At 58.7% G+C, this 20883-nt stretch carries 15 protein-coding genes and 2 pseudogenes; 10 read left to right on the top strand and 7 right to left on the bottom strand.

The window, feature by feature from the left end:
- Nucleotides 1-375: 375 nt before the first annotated feature.
- The 3 genes from FHW75_RS05185 to FHW75_RS05175 are packed head-to-tail and all read right to left on the bottom strand — an operon-like array spanning nt 376 to nt 3923.
- Nucleotides 376-1833, bottom strand: a complete 1458-nt coding sequence (locus tag FHW75_RS05185) for an NAD-dependent succinate-semialdehyde dehydrogenase (RefSeq protein WP_201296097.1) — start codon at nt 1831-1833, stop codon at nt 376-378.
- A gap of 26 nt (nt 1834-1859) precedes the next feature.
- Complete coding sequence (locus FHW75_RS05180; RefSeq protein ID WP_027596519.1) at nt 1860-2870, bottom strand: dihydrodipicolinate synthase family protein; 1011 nt, start codon at nt 2868-2870, stop codon at nt 1860-1862.
- 45 nt (nt 2871-2915) lie between these two features.
- A complete protein-coding gene (locus tag FHW75_RS05175; protein ID WP_027608959.1) occupies nt 2916-3923 on the bottom strand; it encodes an ornithine cyclodeaminase family protein in 1008 nt (335 codons plus the stop codon).
- Nucleotides 3924-4311: 388 nt separating this feature from the next.
- On the opposite strand from FHW75_RS05175, the gene FHW75_RS05170 reads away from it, so the two are divergent.
- The 6 genes and pseudogenes from FHW75_RS05170 (at nt 4312) to FHW75_RS05150 (ending at nt 10009) form a co-directional block, all read left to right on the top strand.
- Nucleotides 4312-5310, top strand: coding sequence for a fumarylacetoacetate hydrolase family protein (locus tag FHW75_RS05170; RefSeq protein ID WP_027596521.1), 999 nt, complete (start codon nt 4312-4314; stop codon nt 5308-5310).
- A gap of 223 nt (nt 5311-5533) precedes the next feature.
- Complete coding sequence (locus FHW75_RS05165; protein WP_027596522.1) at nt 5534-6646, top strand: FAD-dependent monooxygenase; 1113 nt, start codon at nt 5534-5536, stop codon at nt 6644-6646.
- Nucleotides 6647-6800: 154 nt separating this feature from the next.
- Nucleotides 6801-7010, top strand: coding sequence for a hypothetical protein (locus tag FHW75_RS05160; RefSeq protein WP_027596523.1), 210 nt, complete (start codon nt 6801-6803; stop codon nt 7008-7010).
- Nucleotides 7011-7154: 144 nt separating this feature from the next.
- Nucleotides 7155-7922, top strand: a pseudogene (locus tag FHW75_RS27110) (MCP four helix bundle domain-containing protein); the annotation flags it as partial.
- Entirely contained in the window at nt 7914-8777 is an 864-nt protein-coding gene (locus tag FHW75_RS27105; protein WP_141099597.1) for a methyl-accepting chemotaxis protein, read from the top strand. The pseudogene FHW75_RS27110 and the gene FHW75_RS27105, both read left to right, overlap by 9 nt.
- Nucleotides 8778-8859: 82 nt before the next feature.
- Nucleotides 8860-10009: pseudogene (locus tag FHW75_RS05150) on the top strand (IS3 family transposase).
- A 239-nt stretch (nt 10010-10248) separates the two neighbouring features.
- Here the strand turns inward: FHW75_RS05150 and FHW75_RS05145 are convergent.
- Both FHW75_RS05145 and FHW75_RS05140 read right to left on the bottom strand, forming a co-directional pair.
- Nucleotides 10249-11520: an integrase arm-type DNA-binding domain-containing protein gene (locus FHW75_RS05145; RefSeq protein ID WP_183673262.1), complete on the bottom strand. Its 1272-nt coding sequence runs from the start codon at nt 11518-11520 to the stop codon at nt 10249-10251.
- Nucleotides 11521-11671: 151 nt separating this feature from the next.
- Nucleotides 11672-12586 (bottom strand): LysR family transcriptional regulator, encoded by a 915-nt coding sequence (locus FHW75_RS05140; protein ID WP_003253946.1) that lies wholly within the window; start codon nt 12584-12586, stop codon nt 11672-11674.
- Between the two features lie 206 nt (nt 12587-12792).
- On the opposite strand from FHW75_RS05140, the gene FHW75_RS05135 reads away from it, so the two are divergent.
- The 3 genes from FHW75_RS05135 (at nt 12793) to FHW75_RS05125 (ending at nt 17063) form a co-directional block, all read left to right on the top strand.
- Nucleotides 12793-13815, top strand: coding sequence for a zinc-dependent alcohol dehydrogenase family protein (locus FHW75_RS05135; protein ID WP_019098277.1), 1023 nt, complete (start codon nt 12793-12795; stop codon nt 13813-13815).
- 516 nt (nt 13816-14331) lie between these two features.
- Nucleotides 14332-15711 carry a hypothetical protein gene (locus tag FHW75_RS05130; protein ID WP_019098278.1) on the top strand — a complete coding sequence of 460 codons (1380 nt, stop codon included), beginning with the start codon at nt 14332-14334 and terminating at the stop codon, nt 15709-15711.
- The gene (locus FHW75_RS05125) at nt 15711-17063 is read left to right on the top strand and encodes a GntR family transcriptional regulator (protein WP_026020423.1); all 1353 of its coding nucleotides are present in this window, start codon (nt 15711-15713) and stop codon (nt 17061-17063) included. The genes FHW75_RS05130 and FHW75_RS05125 overlap by 1 nt, the downstream gene beginning before the upstream one ends.
- 64 nt (nt 17064-17127) lie before the next feature.
- Here FHW75_RS05125 and FHW75_RS05120 read toward each other — a convergent pair whose 3' ends face one another.
- Nucleotides 17128-18429, bottom strand: a complete 1302-nt coding sequence (locus tag FHW75_RS05120; protein ID WP_025753044.1) for an MFS transporter — start codon at nt 18427-18429, stop codon at nt 17128-17130.
- Between the two features lie 66 nt (nt 18430-18495).
- Nucleotides 18496-19809, bottom strand: a complete 1314-nt coding sequence (locus FHW75_RS05115) for an L-fuconate dehydratase (RefSeq protein ID WP_019098281.1) — start codon at nt 19807-19809, stop codon at nt 18496-18498.
- 101 nt (nt 19810-19910) lie between these two features.
- Between FHW75_RS05115 and FHW75_RS05110 the strand changes: the two genes are divergently transcribed.
- Nucleotides 19911-20858 (top strand): LysR family transcriptional regulator, encoded by a 948-nt coding sequence (locus FHW75_RS05110; protein WP_016714165.1) that lies wholly within the window; start codon nt 19911-19913, stop codon nt 20856-20858.
- Nucleotides 20859-20883: the final 25 nt, after the last annotated feature.

The raw sequence follows: 20883 nt of genomic DNA, 5'->3' as shown, positions 1-20883 counted from the left end.
CACACCCGGCAAGGGGAAGTGTTAGCCAGAGGCAAGGGTGTCGTGGGTGACTGCGAATCTGAAAGAAGCCCGAGGCAAAATGCTGGCCTGACGAACAGGAAGCGGATTAGACGGCGTAGCGGGGTAAGACGGCGCAAATCGTCAAAGCCCAATGGTGTCCCTATTTGGCAAGGAGCTCTCGACTCTATGACTCTAGGCATGTAGATCTGTGGAGCCTGAACAGTAGCGTTGTCGACCGCGAAACACTGAGGAAAAGGAAGAGAGCTATATAGAGGGCTAGCAGCTAACGACAGTGCTGCTCTGCGCAGCAGAGGAAATGCTTAGGGGAGTACTCGACAGCCATCTCTGGCTGCCGAGCATTGGCGATGCCTGCGGTTACTGGTTCAGACCTCCAAGGGCGATGTACTTGATCTCCAGGTAGTCTTCTACCCCGTACTTGGAGCCTTCGCGGCCGAGGCCGGAGTTTTTAACGCCGCCAAAGGGAGCAACCTCAGTAGAAATCATCCCTTCGTTCACACCGACCATGCCGAATTCGAGGCTGTCGACGATGCGGAAGATCCTGCCCACATCGCGCGCATATACATACGCGGCCAGGCCGTACGGCGTGTCATTAGCCATGTTTATCGCTTCTTCTTCAGAGTCGAAGCGGAACAAGGGGGCTACCGGGCCGAAGGTTTCGTCGTTGAAGATCAACGCTTCGTTCGGCACATCTGTGAGAACGGTCGGCTCGAAGTAGCTCCCACCCAGGGTGTGTCGTTTACCGCCAGTTGCTATCCGGGCGCCTTTCTCGACCGCGTCGGCGATGTGCTCTTCGACTTTCTTGACCGCTTCATCATTGATCAGCGGGCCAAGCACTACGCCTTCGTCCATGCCGTTGCCAACTTTCAAAGCCGCGGTGGCCTCTGCGAGCTTCTGCGCGAACGTATCGTAGATGCCCGATTGAACCAGAAGCCGGTTGGCAGCAACGCAGGCCTGTCCGGTGTTGCGGTACTTGGCTGCGATGGCACCTTTCACCGCCGCGTCCACATCGGCATCATCGAAGACAATGAATGGAGCGTTGCCGCCGAGCTCCATGCTGGTCTTCTTGATGGTCGGTGCACATTGAGCCAGCAGTTGGGCGCCTACCTCGGTTGAGCCGGTGAAGGAGAGCTTGCGTACAGTTGGATTGGACGTCAGCTCGCCGCCGATTGCACGAGCGGAGCCGGTCACGACGTTGCAGACGCCTGCAGGCAGACCTGCACGCTCCGCGAGCACTGCCAGTGCCAGTGCAGATAGCGGAGTTTGGCTTGCGGGTTTGATCACGCCGGCGCAACCAACAGCCCAGCCCGGACCCGCTTTGCGGGTGATCATTGCCGAGGGGAAGTTCCAGGGAGTGATTGCTGCGAACACCCCGATCGGCGCCTTCTGCACGAGGATCTGGCGACCTTCCAGGTTGTGCGGAATGATGTCGCCGTAAACGCGTTTTGCTTCCTCGGCAAACCACTCGATAAAGCCCGCGGCGTAGGTAATTTCGCCGCGGGACTCTACAAGGGGCTTACCTTGTTCGGCAGTCATGATTTTCGCAAGGTCGTCGATGTTTTCCAGCATCAGATCGAATAGCTTGCGAAGTATCCTGGAGCGCTCCTTCGGCAGCGTTTTACGCCAGCCTTTCATGGCGCGCTCGGCGGCGGCTACTGCACGCTGAGTTTCACGCATACCACCATTGGGAACATGAGCCACCAGCTCGCCGGTGGCTGGGTTGCGGACCTCGATGCTCTGTCCGTTGTCGGCTGGAACCCATTGGCCATCGATTAGCATGGCTTGACGCAGCAGGTCGGGGTCTTTCAGTTGCAGAGTATTTGCACAGGTCATGGCGGGCCTCAAACGGGATTACGGCCGACGAAGAAGGCTTCGTCTGCATCACGGGTGGGATTGAGACCGGCGGCCTCGAGACCTTTGCGCAGTACCGCCATATCGCGCTGGAATACACGTTGAGTGGGGTGGGGCATCGGGCCGCCGTTGTAGCCCTGGAGCCAACCCTGGTACTTCCACATCATGCGATTCAGCAGACCGTTTGCAGCCATCGGGAGGCTGGCGAAAGCCTTGCGGGCCGGGTCCATCTTGTACCAAAGCTGGGTGGCTTCATCGTAGTTGCCTGCGCGGATCAGCTTGTGGATCTGGGGCAGCAGCGGGCCGTAGTAAGCGGAGTAGTTGGTCCCACAGAACGGAATGTCCATGACCTGGGCCAGGGGCACGTATTCGTATTCCAGAGGGGAAGAGATCACGACCTCCTCGTGGAACTCACGATGAACCTCAATGGCTGACATGATGTAGGGCAGTCCGCCTTCGGCCTTGATCGCTACAACGTTCGGAATCTCGTCGACCATGCGACGCAGGACCGAGAGCGGGATGTCTGCAGGGTGCAGTCGGCTGAAGCCCCAGGCCGGCAGCGGGAAGATGATCACGCCGAGATTGGTCGCGTCACAGATTGCCTTGGTGTACTGGAAAACCTCTTCGTAGTCCTTCGGGTAGAAGTAGGGCGGGTAGCCCAGCAGTACCACATCGGCGCCGGCAGCTTCGGCACGCTTTACGGCTTCGATGTTGTCTTCAAGGGTGTTGAATACGGCATGGTGAACCACGACCATCCGGCCTGCGGCCTGGTCAGCCATGATTTGGCAGAACTCGACGTACTGGTCCTGAGTGATCGCAACCTCAGAGCAGGACAGCGTGCCCACGAAGCCATGCTGGATCGCCAGTTCGACATCATGTCGCACTGCCTTTTCGTTGATGCGCTTGAAGTCGGAGGTCATCGTCGGAATGGTGACGTTGGCCACGCCGAGCAGGTGTTCACGTGCCCACTCACGGGCGTCCTTTTTGTTGTAATTGGCCATGTTCAGTTTCCTCTGTGGATTGCTTTATCTGGACTAAAAGCTCGTTTAGCGTTTGGTTTCGAATTCGATGGGGAGCGGGGTGGCAAGGCCGGCTTCGAGTGCCTTGGTTAGAATCAGCTCAGCGACGACGATGTCCTGCAGACCGCCGCCGACAGACTTGAACATCGGGGCGCGAGCTTTTGCCAGGGCATCGGCGCAGGCGCCGCCCATGAGGTCGGCCAGGCTGAATGCCTTGTTTTGGAACTCAACGCCTGCTGCTTTGGCAGCCAACATGTCCCCAGTTTCCTCGAGCACCTCTTCCAGTGTGTCGCAGATGATGATGTCGCTGCGCTCAACCACCGAAATGTCTATCTCGCGCTGTTCAGGAATGGTCGAACCAATCGAGACAACGGTTGCGCCGGGCTTCAGCCATTCGGCAAAAAGAATCGGCTCCTCGCCGCGCGAGCGGGCGGCGGTCAGCACGATGTCTGCACCTTCCACTGCCTGCTTGGCGGATGCGACACCTCTGGCCGGAATGCCGATATCTGCGGTTACTGCTGCGGCGAAGGCTGCGCGACGATCAGGCGTCGGGCTGAATACATTGACTTCGGTGAGCTCGCGAACACTTGCAAACGCGCGTGTGTGCATCGCTGCTTCCAGGCCGCTACCCAGTACTGCCAGGCGTGCAGGGCCTTTGGGGGCAAGTCGATCCAACGCAGCGGCTGAAGTTGAGGCTGTGCGGTAGCCCGTCACCAGGTTGCCGTCGACGAAGGCTGCGATTCGGTTGGTGGTCCGATCAAACAGGACAATGACGTATTCGATGCCAGGAGGCGCATCGCCCCCCATGTTCGAACCCATCAGTTTGGCGCCGTAGTATCGGCTGCCAGGAGGAATTGCAGGCAGGTTGCGTAGCCATGTTTTTTCAAGCACTGCGACCGTGCGAGGTGGCGTCGCTTTCGGAGGGATGGAGTGGCCGTATGCCTTCTGGAGGGCGGCAATAGCGTCTTTCCAGCGAAAGACGGCTCGAGCTGTGTCACTGGAAACGAATACGGGGTTCTTAAGATTGGCAGTCATATGATGGATTCCAAAGAACGGCGGTTGCGGGGGGAGCAATAGCAGGGCGTCCCTGTTTCGGCGATGAGTGCTTTGCAGGGACGTCTCTGACTAGACGGCTCCATGGATCTGCAGCCATATAGCCTTCCTCGTGAGGCGGTTGAAGGTTTCAAGTGGTCTGGCCCTCTCGATACCCAAGACAACTCAGTCAGGCCCTTGCTTGTGGTGCTCAGCTGGGATGATTGTAAGATAAACGAAACGGATCGTATCCAAAATATTCTTTCCAAGCAAGGCTCATTGAGTCAATACATATGGTCAAATCCGAGGAGTGATTGGAATTGGTTGCACTTTCGAAACGATACGTATAGTTTACTCTCGAAAGAGCACGACAACCCCTCGGGAGAAAGTGATGAAACTAGGTCGGTTTGTGGTTGAAGGTCTGGACGGTCCCGTACAGCGTATCTGCATGGTTCTGCCGGAGCAGAACAGAGTCATTGATCTGCGCGCCGCTGAAGCTCTGCGTCTTCAAGCTAAGGGCGCTACTCGCGAAGCTGCTCTTCGCTATGCGTCCACGGTCTTCCCCGAAAGCATGTCTGCTGCCATCGCCTTGGGTCAGCAGTTCCTGGATACCGCTGCTGAAGCGGCTGAGAAAAACGGGGCTGATGCGTCGCTGGCCATGGACGGTCTGAAGTGGGGCGCGGCGTGCGATCCTTCAGTGGTCCGTGATGGCTTGACGTTCACCAAGCACATCCGCCAATTCCACGAGCGAATGAATGTCACGCCACAGCCGGCCCTGCTGGAGATCCCCGGCTATTTCAAGGGCTCGCCCTGGACCGTCATCGGTCATGACGCTGAGGTACCGTGGCCGGCTCGCGGCCAGCGTATCGATTACGAACTCGAGATCGGTTGGGTCATCGGGAGCCGGGCCAATAACATCACTCCCGACACCGCTCTTGCCCACCTGTTCGGCGTGACCATCTTCAACGACTTCAGCGCTCGCGATCTCCAGGCCAACGAGTTCGCAATAGGTATGGGGCCGACCAAGAGTAAGGACTTCGCCTACGGCATCGGCCCGTGGATCACCACAATTGACGAATTCTCCGATCTGAACGCCATTAAGATGTCCGTTCGCGTTAACGGCGAGACCTGGGGCGAGGGTGATTCGTCCGAGATGCTCTGGACCCCGGAGGAATTGATTGCCTACGTCTCTATCGGCGACCACATCCAGCCTGGCGATGTCATCGGTTCCGGTACCATGGGTGATGGCTCGGCACTCGAGCTGGGGCGTAGCTTGAACCCGGGCGATGTGGTGGAACTGGACGTGGGCGGTGTCGGTGTCCTGCGCAATCGCATCGGGCAGCGTCCGGAAGAGTCTTGGTGGCCCGAGCGTCGCGATCCGTTCATGTAAACAATCGATGTTCCGCTTTTAATTTCGGTCTTTGAACATGTCAAACCGCGAGATTTGAGCATAGAGAGTAATTCGACCCGCTCCGGGTGGCTAGTTCAGCGTCCGAGCCGGTCAGTAAGAGGCGCGAATGTGACCAGCCTCGTGCAGAGCTTTGAGCCATGTGCGGGCGACTACACCTGCTATAGCAGTTACCACCCGCCACAGAAGCGGAGAGGAGACAAGAATGAATGCAATTAAACGCGTCCTGATCGTGGGCAGCGGAATCGGGGGCGCCACAGCAGCTTTCGCGCTCCGCAGAATTGGTGTTGATGTTCACTGTATCGATATCAAGCCTGAGGCTCCGATTACCGGTTCTGGAATCTGTATGCTTCACAACGCGATGCGGGCTCTCACAGGTCTCGGTCTCGCGGAGCCTTGCCTGGATAGTGGTTACCGGTTCGATAAGTTTCGCCAGTTCAATTCGGCAGGCGAGCTTCTGGTAACCAACCCTGCACCTCCCAGCTGTGGGATTCGCCGCCCGGAACTGGCTGGCATCCTCGAGTCTGCCGCCGAGGGTGCTGGTGCAGTTATCGATCGCGGTTTGACCGTAGAGAATCTGGTCAATCGTGAGGATGGCGTCGACGTTCGCTTTTCGGACGGCCGCGAGGCAACATACGACTTGGTGGTTGCGGCAGACGGGGTCTACTCGAAGATTCGTGGTCAGGTGTTCGGTACAGACTGCAGCCCTCGATTTGCTGGTCAAAGTGTCTGGCGTTTCAATGCGCCGAGGCCCGCTGAAATCGATGCTTTCTGCCTTTATCGCACTCCCACGGGTCATACGGTGGGATCGTTCCCGACGTCGCAAGAAAGTTGCTACATCTTCTATCTCGAAAACAGTAAAGAGCCTCTGCGCATTCCGGAGGGAGAGGCTCATCATCTCATTCGGGAGCGCTTGATGGAGTACACTGCTCCGGCAATCCGCGACTCGCTCGAGCGTGTGACCGATGCCAAGCAGGTCATTTTCCGTCCGCTGGATATCACACTTGTGCCGGCGCCTTGGCATCGCAATCGTGTGATTCTGCTCGGCGACGCCGCACACGCTCCTACGCCTCACATGACCTCTGGCGGTGGCATGGCCATCGAAGATGCTGTTGTCCTTGCTGAAAGCATTGCTGCCACCACCACAGCAAAAGCTGCTCTTGAAATGTACTCCAATCGTCGATTTGAACGTTGTAAGACGATCTGCGACGCATCGCTGCAGTTGTGCAGGAATGAACAGGAAGACGCGTTGGGTAACCGAGAGAGATCGGCTGGGCTGCTACTGCAGACCTACCAGTATTTGGGGCGTCCGCTCTAATTCCCTATCCATCAAGGATGAGTCCTCGGTTCGCCTGAAAACGGCGAATCTAGGACAGTTAGAGGGCTCAAAGAAATACCTGGCCAATGATCTTCCTCGCCTGGGGAGGGTTGTTTGTTGATGTACGTCCGAAAATAAAAACAGAGGAACTACTATGAGTCTTGCTTTGAAAGAATCTGTTGTGGCTGGCCTTGTTGGTGGCGTTATCTCCGCAGTTGTGGCCTTTCTTGTTGCATATTACCTTGCGCCGTTTCCACTCAATCCACTTGATAATTCCATCGGCAACGGCATGAGTGGGTTTTTCAGTGGATTGGCCAGCGGCTTCATTGGTGTATTTCTTGTGATCAAGAAGCTGGCCTTTTGACCTGTAGGCAACGAGGTCAGATATTCCTCAATGGTTTGAGTGCCATTTAGCGCCTATTGTTGTTGTCCCTTGCGTTACTTGTGCGCCTGTACGGTCCTCGTCAGGCGCTTTCTTGTTTGCTGCCTTTGGCTATACGGGGGCGATATGTTACGAAGTATGAAATTGGCGCCGCGCTCGGCATTTAGTTTTGGCATCATCGCGCTGATTGTTTTTCTTTTGGGTACGTTCTCTATTCATAAAATGGAAAGGATGGCGAAGCAATCTGCGGTCATCAATGAGAAGTGGCTGCCCAATATAGTCAATCTCAGTAACCTGGTTAAAGCACAGCTTAGGAATCATGTATTTCTTGCTCAACTCTCCTCTCTGGAAAATCCAGCGGCAAGGACGGTTGGTCTTCGCCAACTGAAAGCGCTTGTGGGTGAAGTTCAGTCGCTGAAGGAACAGGTCAATGTCGGGCTGACGAGTGTGGAAGAGCGAAGTGTATTCGATCAGTTCGACCAGACTGACAAGATCTATACCACTGAGCAGGAGAATATCATCCGTACAATTTCTTCTGGCGATCTGGCCTCGGCTTCCTCAATGCTGAGGGGAGCAATAATTGGCTATGGGACTCGGCTTGGGATGGCAACCGAGGAACTCATGAAGCTAAACATGGAGGGTTATGAGAAAGCCACGGTAGGGCTTCTCGAGGCCCGGGACAGTGCCCGGCGGGGTATCATCGCTGCCGTATTAATCGCTTTACTGGTAACGGTGGGTTTAGCGATTTTTTACACCAAGAGCATTGTGCGACCCCTTCGGCGCGCAGTGCAGGTGGTTGAGAGGGTTGCCCTGGGAAGGCTGGACGTCAAGATAGACGCCCAGGGCCGAGACGAGCCTGCTCAGGTTCTTAGCTCGCTAAACCTCATGCAGGACGGTCTGAGGGAGATGATCAAGGCGATCACCAAGTCATCCACCCGCATTGCGGCCTCTGCAGTTGAGCTCAAAGTAGTCACCACATCTTCTTCAAGGGCAATGAAGTTGCAGAATGAGGAGGTTGTGTCAGCGGTTTCTATTGTGAATGTCGCGACGCTCGCAGTGGTGGAGGTCGCAAAGAACGCAGCCAGGACTGCGGAGGCCTCTCAGATTTCCGATCAAAGCGTGAGATCGGGCTGTGAACAGTTCGCTCGGATGGTCAACTCCATCTCTGAGCTTACTGAAGAGGTTTCGCTGACAAACGCACAGGTCGGCGAGCTGGCCATGAATGTTGCAAACGTCACCAGAATCATCGAGGTCATTCGCTCAATCGCGGAGCAAACGAATCTTCTCGCGCTCAACGCTGCCATTGAGGCGGCCCGGGCAGGTGACGCTGGGCGCGGCTTCGCAGTAGTCGCAGAGGAAGTTCGGGCCTTGGCGCTTAGAACTAAGAACTCAACCCATGAGATCGAGGTGCTCATCGGGGGCATTCAGGAGGTGACGGAACGGGCAGTTTCGTCAATGCGGCGCAGTTCAGAAAGTGCGGAGATCACTCTGAGTCTGGCTGGGTCCGCTGACCAGGCTTTAAGAGATATTCAGGCCTCAATCGAGACGATCATTGAGCGAAGTAGGGTCATTGCCGGTTCAGCTGATCAGCAGGAGGGGATGATGGAAAGCGTCAATCGGAGCCTGCTGAAAATACAGGGACTGTCCAAGGAAGCATCTGAAGGCGTCACACAAACTGATCAGGCAAGTGGCGATCTTTCCGAGTTAGCGGGGCACTTGCAGCAACTTGTTTCAAGATTTGAGGCTTAAGGCACTGTCTAGTGTGGTATGAATCGCCCTTGGTTTCCTAGACATCTCCAAGCCTCATAATGAGGCCCAAATAGGAGGTGCCATGAGTCGTCAGCGTTACCCTGAAGAATTCAAGATCGAAGCGGTCAAGCAAGTGACCGAGAAAGGCAAGCCTGTCGCCGATGTTGCCCAGCGCCCGGGCATGTCCGTGCACAGCCTCTACGCTTGGATCAAGCTATACAGCAAACCCCAAGAACAGCGTCAGCAAGACGATGATCAGCAGGCTGAGCTGCGTAAGCTGCGCGCTGAACTCAAGCGCGTGACGGAAGAGTGAGACATCTTAAAGAAGGCCGCCGCGTACTTTGCCAAGGAGTGCGGCTGAAGTACGCCTTCATCAAGAAGCACTCGACGGATTACCCGGTGCGGCGCCTTTGCCAAACCCTCAAGGTGCATCCCAGCGGCTACTACGCCTGGCTGGCCGAGCCTCAATCTACCCGAGCAAAAGAAGATCATCGTCTGCTTGGCTTGATCAAACAGGCTTGGCTCGAAAGCGGAGGTGTGTACGGCTACCGCAAAATTCATGGTGACCTGCGTGAACTGGGAGAGACATGCGGGCGAAATCGAGTCGGTCGTTTGATGCAGGCAGAGGGGTTGCGTTCGCAAACGGGCTATCGCCGTCGTCCTGGGTTTTATGGCGGAAAACCAACCTGGCCTCGCCCAACCACCTTGCCCGGCAGTTCAAGGTCAGCGAGCCGAGCAAGGTCTGGGTGACAGACATCATATACATTCGCACCTATGAAGGATGGCTGTATCTGGCGGTAGTGCTGGATCTGTTTTCTCGCCAAGTGATTGGTTGGTCAATGAAGCCGAGGATGTGCAGCGACCTTGCTATCGACGCGATGTTGATGGCCGTTTGGCGACGCAAGCCACAGCAGCAAGTGATGATTCACTCAGACCAAGGCAGTCAGTTCAGTAGCTCAGATTGGCAAAGCTTCCTTAAGGCCAAAAATGTGGTCAGCAGCACGAGCCGACGGGGAAACTGCCACGACAATGCCATAGCCGAGAGCTTTTTCCAGCTTTTGAAGCGGGAGCGAATCCGACGAAAGATCTACGCAACGCGTGACGAAGCCCGGAGTGATATTTTCGATTACATCGAGATGTTTTATAAGCCTAAATGCCGACACGGCAGTGCTATGCAGCTGTCGCCAGTAGAGTATGAGAAACGCTATTTTCAGAGCTTGGAGAGTGTCTAGGAAATCAGGGGCGATTCAGAAGTCGTTGGAGCGCTATTTGGCGGACTTCGCTGCTTTCGAACTCAATTTTTATCTTATTGATTGTTATAACTTTATTTTTACCGGCTGGCTAAGTCGCGTGAGTTCGGATATCGAGTGCTCCGCCATGTTCACGATATTGAGTTGGCCCTATCTGAAGAGGCAGTTGTTGTGATCATGACAAGAAGGAAGTGCAAGTAGGATCTGTACTTTTCCGACAACTATTCTGCTGCAGTATCTTTGGAATTTTTTCGAAGCCGATCGAGGTAGTCCGCCCAATGCTGTGCGGCCTCCCGACGCTGCGGCAGCAATTGCGCGCGGGCATACACGGAACCCAGTGCACCTGGCATGCGGTGCGATAACGACAACTCCAGTACAATCGGATCGATACCTAAATGCTCGTGAGCGATAGTACGGTAGGTGGCGCGGAAACCATGCGCAGTGATGCGGTATTCCGGCCAGATCCGCTGGTAGGCCTTGGCCAGGGACGTGGCGTCAATTGGATAGCCTGGGTAGACCGGCGATACAAAGACCCAGCCATTGCCCGCTTCATCCACCACCCGCCGTTCATGTAGTTCACGCAACAGCACAAGGGCTTGCTCCGGCAGTGGCACGATGTGTTTGCTCTTATCCAGATGGCGGGTTTTCCCTACGACATACCGCCAGTCGGCGCTGACCAGATCGATGTCTTCCCAACGCATTTTCACCAGCTCGCCGGGGCGAACCGGCAGCATGACCAGCAAGCGCATCGCAGTGCTCACGCTGCTCGGGCTGAGCTCATCCAGACGAAGCAGTAGGTGACCCAAATCGGCTGGTCGTTCGATCGCGGGATTACTGGTCACCACATGGCGAACCTTGAGCTCTTCGGTGTTGCTCAGGGCCACGTTACGCTCCACCCAGCCACGACCCTCAGCGAAACCGAGCACGGCACGGATGATGGTACGCACGCGCTTGGCCATGGCCAGTGTGCGTGCTCGGCGCAGGGTAGCGATGATCTCGATGATGTGGTCCAGTTTGATCTCGCTGACGGGAATGTTGCCGATCGTGGGCAGGATGTGATTGTTCAAAGCGCCGCGAAAGCCCGCGAGGGATTTGCTCACGAGGTCGTGCGACTTGAAGGCCAGCCACTGTTCGGCGACGTAACTGAATGTGCGTTCCTCATTGAGTAGCTGATCGGCGATTTTCTTGCGTTTGGCCTTCAGCGGGGCGACGTGATGAGCTACGTTCTGGCGCGCGGCGCGGGCCAAGTCGCGGGCGTCTCTCAAGCCAATGTCGGGATAACGGCCGATCGCGTACACGTTTTCCTTGCCGTTCAGGCGATACCTCATCCGCCAGTATTTCGCGGCAGGCTTGTTCGACTTCTGCGAGGCCTGAACATGCAGGTAAAGACCGGGTACCTCGCCGTCGGTGTACTTGCCGGGTTCAGCAATGGCGCGCAAGAAGGCATCGCTGAGTTTACGCCGCAATGCAGGCGTGGGGAGGGAAGTCGTCATGTGCGGGTACTTTTTTTCGAAATAGAAAAAGTACCCAAAAATATATCCGCAAGCGTATTGGAAATGAGCGGAATACTACGGATGGCCTTGGACGTAGGGTCAGGATAAAGTGATGATTCTATTGGTATTTATGGATATTGATGGAAGTCAGTCACAAGCTATCGGGATCCCCGAAGAACATCTGTATCCTCGACCGCAACCACCTTTCCGCCGGGTCATTATCCTGCGCTCCACGCCAAGCCATGTGCAGTTCGAAACTGCGCACGGGTATCGGCAAGTCCTCGGCACGCAACCCTCCCGCCGCAGTCAGTGCATCGGCCGTGTAGTCCGGCACCGTCGCCACGATATCCGTGCCCGCCAGCAAGCTCCCCAGCCCGTTGAACTGCGGCACCGCCAGCACCACATGGCGCTTGCGACCAATTTCTTCCAACGCTTCGTCGATAAACCCGGAAAGGTCACCGGCAAACGACACCAGTGCATGCGGTCGGGCACAGAAGTCGTCCAGGGTGATGCTGCCGGGCACGCTGTCGGCCCGCAGCAGTTTCGGCATGCTGCGGCGCAGTACTTTTCGCTTGGCGTTGGCCGGCAGTTCGCTGGTGTAGCTGACGCCCACCGAAATCTCGCCCGAAGCCAGCAACGTAGGCATCAGCAGGTAATTGACCCTTCGCACCACCAGCACGATACCAGGCGCTTCCGCGCGAATGCGCTTGAGCAACTGTGGCAGCAGGGCGAACTCGGCGTCGTCCGACAGGCCGATGCGGAAGACGGCATTGCTGGTGGCGGGGTCGAACTCGGCTGCGCGGCTGACCGCCGTGGAAATGGAGTCCAGCGCCGGCGACAGCAGGGCGAAGATCTCGTGCGCCCGCGCAGAGGGTTCCATGCTGCGGCCGGTGCGCACGAACAGCGGGTCGTCGAACAGGTTGCGCAGGCGCGACAAGGCCGCGCTGATGGCCGGTTGGCCGAGGAACAGTTTTTCCGCGGCACGGGTCACGCTGCGCTCGTGCATCAGCGTTTCGAACACGATCAGCAGGTTGAGGTCTACGCGACGCAGGTCGTTTCGATTCATCGGTGCGCTTCGCCTAAAGTGGGGCAGGGGTGAATCTTAAGGCCAAAGGCTGTTACCCTGCACGGGTTTAGGGGGACCAATTGCAGGGAAAGTGAGGTGCCCAATCGATGACAAGCATGTCGACTATTAATGACCGCTGATGGTCTAACCGGTAAAGCCCGGATAGAGTCAGTGGTAATTAGAGGTTCACAAAGGCGAGGTATGCGATGTCCCGCATGATCCGTTTCCACAAGTTCGGCGCTGCCGATGTGCTCCGTTGCGAGGAGCAGGCCGAACCGTCACCCGCTGCCGACGAGGTTCAGATCCGCGTCGAGGCGGTTGGCGTCAGCTGGTATGACGTGCTTTGGCGCCAGAACCTGGCGCCGTCCCAGGCACGGCTGCCTGCGGGGATCGGCCACGAAATGGCCGGGGTGGTGACGGCGATCGGTGAAGGGGTAGAAGACATTGCCGTCGGTGATCGGGTTGCCAGCTTCCCGGCTACCAGTGCCAACGACCACCCGGTGTATGGTGATGTCATTGTGCTCCCGCGTTCAGCCATTACCCGCTACCCGGATGTACTCACCCCGATCGAGGCCAGCGTGCATTATACGCCGCTGTTGATCGCCTATTTTGCCTACGTCGACCTGGCGCGGGCCAAGACCGGGCAGACTGCGCTGGTCACCGATGCCAGCCATTGCGCCGGCCCCGCCTTCGTGCAGCTTGGCAAGGCGTTGGGGCTGAAAGTGTTTGCGGCCACCAAGGAAGCGGAACAGCGTGAGTACCTGCTGAGCCTGGGCGCCGACAAAGTGATTGTCACCGAAGAGCAGGACTTGCTGCTGCAGGTTGGCAAGTATACCGAAGGTCGCGGCGTAGACATGGTTCTCGATGGCATGGGTGGCCCGCAGATGTCGCTGCTGGGCGACGTGCTGGCACCGCGTGGCAGCCTGGTGCTGTATGGCCTGCAAGGCGGTAATCAAACGCCGTTCCCGGCGTGCGCGGCTTTCCAGAAGAACATCCAGTTCTATGTGCATTGCATCGGCAACTTCACCGGCAAGCCAGAGCTTGGCATCAGCCAGGACCAGGTGGCATTGCAGCGCGCCTTGCGCGACATCAACCAGTTTACCGCCGACCAGTTGCTGACACCGCAGATCATCAAGGTGTACCCGTTCGAGCAGGTGGTAGAGGCGCATCGCTACATGGACCAATGCCCGTGCGGTGGGCGGGTGGTGCTGGACATGGCACAACACTGACGGTTGCATGCGTTACTGGAAAACCCGGGTGAGCCCCGGGTTTTTTTGTGTCTGCGGGGTGGGGTTGAAACATTAAAAATAGGAACGTTCCTACAAATAAATATAAAAATTACTACATCTAAGTGGGATGTTTTTTAATTGTCGGAAATATTCCGCCAAATAATCTGGCTTGAACGCATTCGCCATGCGCTTCAATGTGCGCTTGTGCTTCTGGTGAATGGTTTTTTTACCGCGATCTGTATCTTCAATTCGCTCTGCATCCCTCGATAATGGCTCGGTAGTAGTTTGCGCAAGGAGCGTGAAATGAGCATGGCTATGCCTAGGCCAGGGCGATGTGTGTTAGCGATAGGTCATTGTCGTGGAGGGCTTTTCTCGATGGCTTGGCGACAGTGAAGGGTTACGTCATTACTTCCATTTGATTGTAGGAAATTTCTTCTGGGTAAGTTTGGCGCAGGTTCAAGCTCAATGCAGTGGGCTCGGCATGTGTCGGCTGAATGAAGTGGGCGAGGTGATTTCGTGACAGCTATTCACGACCAGGCAATGCATTACGTCTACGAACAAGTGCTTGAACGCTTGCTGAACCACATGTCACAGGCGCAGCGTGCTTCTTTGCAACTGTTGATACAACGGCTGGTGGTTGCGGCGGGTGGGCTCGAGTATATCGGTACCTTCCGCTTGCAGGTGTTGCAGGGCAGCGATCGCCACAGTGCCAGGCTGTTGGCGATGCTGCGTGCCGCACAATTGAGTATTGCCCTGCGTGCGCCGGTAACCTTCCAGCTGCGGGTGCTGGTGGTCAGCTTGCCGGTTGCGGACAGCGCCAGGCTGGACGCGCACGAGCGTAGCTTCAGCGCACTGTTCATGCAGGATGACCCCCGGGTGCAGTTGCAGATGATCGAGGGTGACGCAGTGGTGCCGTTTCGTCGCCAGCCCTCGGCCAGGCCCGAGCGTTGGGCACTGGCGAAAGACGCTTTGTTGATGTTCGGCCACTTGGTCGACGCCAGGCCTGAAGCCTTGCTGGGTTGCCGTCTGCACCTGGAGCTGGCGGGGGCTATAGGTTTTGCGCTGCAGGCACAGGCACCTGCCGATGCATTGGTCACCGCCATACCCGGTGCCCAGCGGCGCCGATACCTGGCATGGGCCCGGCGTAACCTGCGCCTGTCCGGCGAGCACGGCCCGTATGCGATGTACCAGTGCCTGGCGTTGCTGGCCCAAGGTCTGGGCCGGTTGCATGGGGTTGTCGGGGGCGCCCCCAATCGCCAGCCGGCATTGGGCGGCGCATCGGAAAGGGAGATGGTGCGGCTGATAGCCCTCGATGACCTGCTACCGTACGTAGTCGAAGCACAGCCGCTTGATAGCATGCTGGGTTGTAGTATCGAGAACGCCCCGGGTGCCTGGCCACTGTCGGCATTCGTCGATCCGCAAGCCACGGCACAGTTGCACGAGCTGCATGCACGCAGCCTGGACCCCCAGTCCAGCCGCCCCGCGCTGCGCCTGGCCGGGCAGTCGGGTGGTAGCAAGCAACACGAAATGCATCAGTCGCAACTCGGCAAAACCTACGGCCTCAATCAGACGCAGCTGGTGTGCTTGCTATTCAGCCCTTTTGCCCGGCAAGGGAAGAACCTCGAACGTTTCCTGCAATGCCGGCATGCCGATATGTTGGTGGCGTTGCCGTACCTACACAGGGCGTTGCAGGGCAAACCCTGCCCTGATGCGGTGAAAGCCTGGCTGGTGAACACCAGTGGCTTGCCGCTGGTGCAGTTGCGGGCGATTTATAGTGGGCAACTGCCGCTGACCGCCTGGCGCCTGATGAACAACCTGGCTCGCCGCGACGTGCACTTGAGGTTGATGCCTCGGCAGGCGTTGGGGCTGCGGCGCGGCTTTGCGGGGTTGTCCTGATGGGGCGAGTGGCCCCCGGCGAGTTCGCGTATCGCCAGGTATATCGCTACCTGGAAGCCATGATCGATCAGGCGGCAAGCGGTGGCCCATGCCGCTTACCGTCACTGCGCACACTGTCCCGACGGCTGCGGGTGTCGTTGGCAACGGTGCAGAGCGCCTACAGCCTGCTGGAAGAGGAGGGCCGCGTACGCTGCTTGCCGAGGTCAGGTTATTACGTACAACACGCTGGCAAAGTGCAAGCCGTGACCACGCCCTGTCTGCCACCCCCCGTGCAACCGCTGCTGGAGCGTGCCCTGTTTGGCCACGAACGGCGTTTCGCCCGCCAGCGTGACCGCGGCGTGGAGCCCTGGGGGGCGCTTGGCAGCACCCGCCTGCGCAGTGCATTGGCAGAACGCTATACCCGTTCTTCCAGCCAGTACTGGTGTCGCGATGACGTGCAACTGGCACCTGATGTGCCGGCGTTGCTGGAGACGCTGATGGCGGCGCTGGCCTTGCAGGGCGGTACCGTGCTGGTGCATTCACCCTGTTGCCGACAAGTGCTGCGCGCCCTGACACGTGCAGGCATGCGTGTGCTGGAGGTGCCACCGGATGCCCGTGGTAATCCGGACCTGCACACCTTGGCCACGCTGCTAGGGAGCGAGCCTGTAAAGATGTTGGTCATGCCATCGTGCCTGGGCATGCCGCAAGGGCGGCTGGTTTCACCGTACTATCAGCAACAGCTTGGTCTGTTGCTAGGCCAGCACCCTGTTTGGTTGTTGGAAAACGATCTGGACAGTGAGCTCTGTTACAACGGGCCACCGAAAAAGCGCCTGCGCGACTGGGTCGACCCGCGCTGGCTGCTGGTGATGGGCGCGTTCGAGTCCACGGTCGGGGCCGAAGCACCGTATGCCTATTTGTTGAGCAAAGACACCGTGCTGGCCAAGGCGTTTGCCGAACGCGCGTTTCGGCTCGCGCCACTGCGTCTGCAGGCGCTTGCGCACATGTTCGGCAAGGGGGAAATGGACGTACAACTGGTACACCTGCGCACAGACCTGCAAAGGCGAACTCACGGCCTGGCGCATGTGCTTGCGCTGCAATTTGGCCAACAGGTGAGGTTTGAGATGCCGCAAGGTGGGCACATGCTGTGGGTTTGCTTTCGCCAGCCGCTGGTATGGGAGCGTGTTGCCGTAGCCTTGGCAGGTTCAGCGTTGCGTGCACTGCCGGGCGAGCAGTTCTGCCTGCAGGGGCGTTACCCGCAATACCTGGCGTTGATGTGGCCGGGCGGGCTGCCGGACGACCTGCGCCAAGCAGTGGAGCGTTTGGCGCGGGCGCTGGAGCAAGGCTGCCGGCGCCGTGTCCGCCTCTCACATTGAGATCGAAGTGCCTGCAAGTGCAGCACAAGGCTGCGCTTGCAGGCGGTGCAAGCGTGCGTATTGCTCAGTGTTGCTCCTGCCCCTGGCGCAGGCGGGTGCTGACCAGTGCCGCCACTGCCAGCAACGCAGCAATGATCCACAAACCATTGCGGGTGCTGCCGGTGGTCTGCTCGATGAGCCCCATTACCGAAGGCCCGACGAAACCGCCAAACAGGCCACAGGTGGTAACGAAGGCCAGGCCGGCCGCCAGCGCATTGCCGCTCAGGCGGCTGGAGGGGAAGACGAAGATGATCGATTGCACCACGAACAGCATCAGCGCTGTCAGGGAGAACCCGATCAGGCCAACGAACGAGTTGGCCAGCGAGGCCAGCAGCAGCCCGGCCGCCATGGTCAGCAGGCCGAAGAACAGCAAGGTGCGGCAGCGGCGTGGTGAGGTGGCCAGCCGTGGGAAGGTGGCGGCACCGATGGCGGCGGCAACCCATGGCACCGCGGTCAGCAGGCCGACCTGGAAAGGCGATAGCGCAGCGTATGTGCCGATGATGCCCGGCAAGAAGAAAATCACCGTGTAGATGGTGATCTGGTGCACGAAGTACACCACGATCGCCAGCCAGATCTGCCGGTCGCGGAACATCTGCCCCAACTTGCTTTGCTGTGGCGCGGCAGCCCGCTCCGCAGCCAGGCGGCGTTCGATATCGTTGGCATCGGCGGCCGACAGCCAGGGCGCCGACGCGGGGCCGTCCGGCAACTTCTTCCACACCACCAAGGCCAGGGCCACGGCAGGCAGGCCCTCGAGCACGAACAGCCATTGCCAGCCGTGCCAGCCGAGTACGCCGTCCATTTCCAGCAGGGCACCGCCCAGTGGCCCGCTGAGGATATTGGCCAGGCACACGCCCAGCAGGAAATACCCCGTAGCACGGGCGCGCTGTTCGCGGTCGAACCAATAGGTCAGGTACAACATGACTCCGGGGAACAGGCCCGCTTCGGCTACGCCCAGCAACAGGCGCATGATGTAGAACGAGGTTTCACCCTGGACGAAGGCCATGCCCGCCGAAAGCAAACCCCACGTAATCATGATGCGGGTGATCCAGAAGCGCGCGCCCACCCGATGCATGATCAGGTTGCTGGGTACTTCGGCCAGCGCATAGGTGAGAAAGAACAGGCCGGCACCCAGGCCGTACGCCGCTGCCGACAAGCCCAGGTCGATGCCCATGCTGGCTTTCGCCAAGGCGATGTTGGTGCGGTCAAGAAAGCTCATCACATAGACGACGATGAGCAGTGGCATCAATTTGCGTAACAGCAGGCCGTTCAGGCGCTGCTCTGTGGTGGCGGCAGGGGCCGAAGCCGCTGCACGGGTGAGGGTTGTCATTGTTTTTTTCCCCGTGAAATGTGCTGGTGGCGTGCCGCGTAACCGCGACACGCCAAGGTCTGTGGGTCAGGAGCGGTTGATGTCGAGCCACACGGCGCCGTTGGGGTACTGGTAGCGCTCCAGGGTTTCAGCGTGCATTTCGATGCTGTAGCCCGGGCGTTGTGGCGGCATGTAGCGCCCGCGGCGGATCACCACCGGGTCGATGAAGTGCTCGTGCAGGTGGTCGACGTACTCCAGCACCCGGTTGTGCAGCGAGGCAGACACTGCGATGTAGTCGAACAGGGCGATGTTCTGCACATATTCGCACAGCCCGACGCCACCCCCGTGCGGGCACACCGGTACGTCGTACTTGGCCGCCATCAGCAGCACGATCAGCACCTCGTTCAGGCCGCCCAGGCGGGCAGCGTCCAGCTGGCAGAAGTCCAGCGCACCGGCCTGGAACATTTGCTTGAACATGACACGGTTGTGGCAATGTTCACCGGTGGCCACGCCAATCGGCGCGATGCGTTGGCGAATGGTGGCGTGGCCGAGAATGTCGTCCGGACTGGTCGGTTCTTCGATCCACAACGGTTCGAAGGCGGCCAGGCGGCGCATGTTGGCGATCGACTCCTCGACCCCCCACACCTGGTTGGCATCCATCATCAGGGTGCGCTCCCAGCCGATTTCGTCGCGCAGGATAGTGGCACGGCGAATGTCTTCTTCCAGGTCGGCGCCGATCTTCTGCTTGATGTGGGTCCAGCCATCTTCCACGGCCTCGCGGGCCAGTTTGCGCATTTTTTCTTCGTTGTAGCCCAACCAGCCTGGCGCGGTGGTGTAGCCGGGGTAGCCTTCACGCAGCATCTGTGCCTCGCGCTGGGCTTTGCCTGGCGCCTGGCGGCGCAGCAGGGCAATGGCTTCTTCGGGGGTGAGCACGTCGGTGACATAGCTGAAGTCCAGGCAGCGCACCAGTTGCTCCGGCGTCATGTCGGCCAGCAGTTTCCATACGGGCTTGCCTTCGTGCTTGGCCCACAGGTCCCACACGGCGTTGATGATGGCGGCCGTGGCCAGGTGGATCACGCCCTTTTCCGGGCCCAGCCAGCGCAGCTGGCTGTCGCTGACGGTAAAGCGGTGCCAGAAACCACCCATGTCGGCGGTGATTTCATCGAGGGTGAGGCCGACGATCAAGGGCGCCAGTGACTGCACCGCGGCCGCGCATATCTCGTTGCCTCGGCCGATGGTGAACGTCAGGCCGTGGCCTTCGAGGGCCTCGGCGTCGGTGTGCAGCACCACATAGGCCGCAGAATAGTCGGGGGCGCTGTTCATGGCGTCTGAGCCATCCAGCGACAGTGAAGTGGGGAAACGGATGTCACGTACGCTGAGGTGGGTAATACGAATGCTCATGGTCGGCTCTTGTTCTGTTCAAGCACTGGGAGCGCTGACTGTAGGTTGTCGAGCGATACAGGCATAATCGCCAAATCTTAATCAGCGATACCGGATTCGATATGTCTCGCTTGCCGCCCGATAACGCCCAGGCGCCTGCCAGCCTTGGCGCACTGAAAATCTCCAGCCGGCAGATCACGCTGCTCAATGCCTTGGGCGAATTTGGCAACCTGCGCCGCGCTGCGGCAGCGATGCACACCACGCAACCGGCGGCCAGCCTGTTGCTGCAACAACTGGAGGAGCGTCTTGGCGTACGGTTGTTCGAGCGTTTGCCAAGGGGCATGCAAGCAACGCTGTACGGCGAGGTGATGATCCGCTACGCACAGAACGCGTTGCATGAGTTCGAGCATGCCCAGGCGCAAATCGCCGAGCTGGCGCGCGGGGCCTTGGGCCTGGTGCGCGTGGGCAGCGTCATGGGGCCGGTGCCGGGCGTGCTGACCAAGGCGATACTGGCTTACAAGCACGACCACCCCAAGGTACGCATCGCCCTGGAAGTCGGTACCAGCGATACCTTGCTGCCCGCCTTGCTGCGCGGTGACTTCGACATGGTGGTGGGGCGCCTGCCGGACCAGAGCGACAGCCAGGCGCTGAACATCGAGCTGTTCGAAGGGGGTGAGCAGATGCGCGTGATTGCCCGCGCAGGCCACCCCTTGGCCCGCGCCACCGGGTTGCAGCTGGCAGACCTGGTGAGCCTGACCTGGATCCTGCACCCCATCGGCAGCCCGATGCGCCGCCGCGTCGAAAGCGCGCTGCAGGCCGGCGGCATGGTGCAGTCGCTGGACATCGTCGAAACCGCCTCGATCCTGGCAACCACGGCCATGCTCGAAGCCTCTGAAATGATTGCAGTGGTGCCCAATGACGTAGCCGAGCACTATGCCCGCTATGGGATGGTCGCCATCCTGCCGGTGGAACTGCCGCTGGCCATGGCCAACCTCGGTGTACTCACCTTGCGTTCACGGCCCCACTCGGTTGCCCTCGATACTTTGCTGCGCTACTTGCGGGCGCAATGACCTTCACCCAGCATGAGGCCCTGCG

The organism is Pseudomonas sp. OG7 (assembly GCF_014192825.1).
Classification (GTDB): domain Bacteria; phylum Pseudomonadota; class Gammaproteobacteria; order Pseudomonadales; family Pseudomonadaceae; genus Aquipseudomonas; species Aquipseudomonas monteilii.
This window is presented reverse-complemented; position numbering and strand designations above follow the sequence as displayed.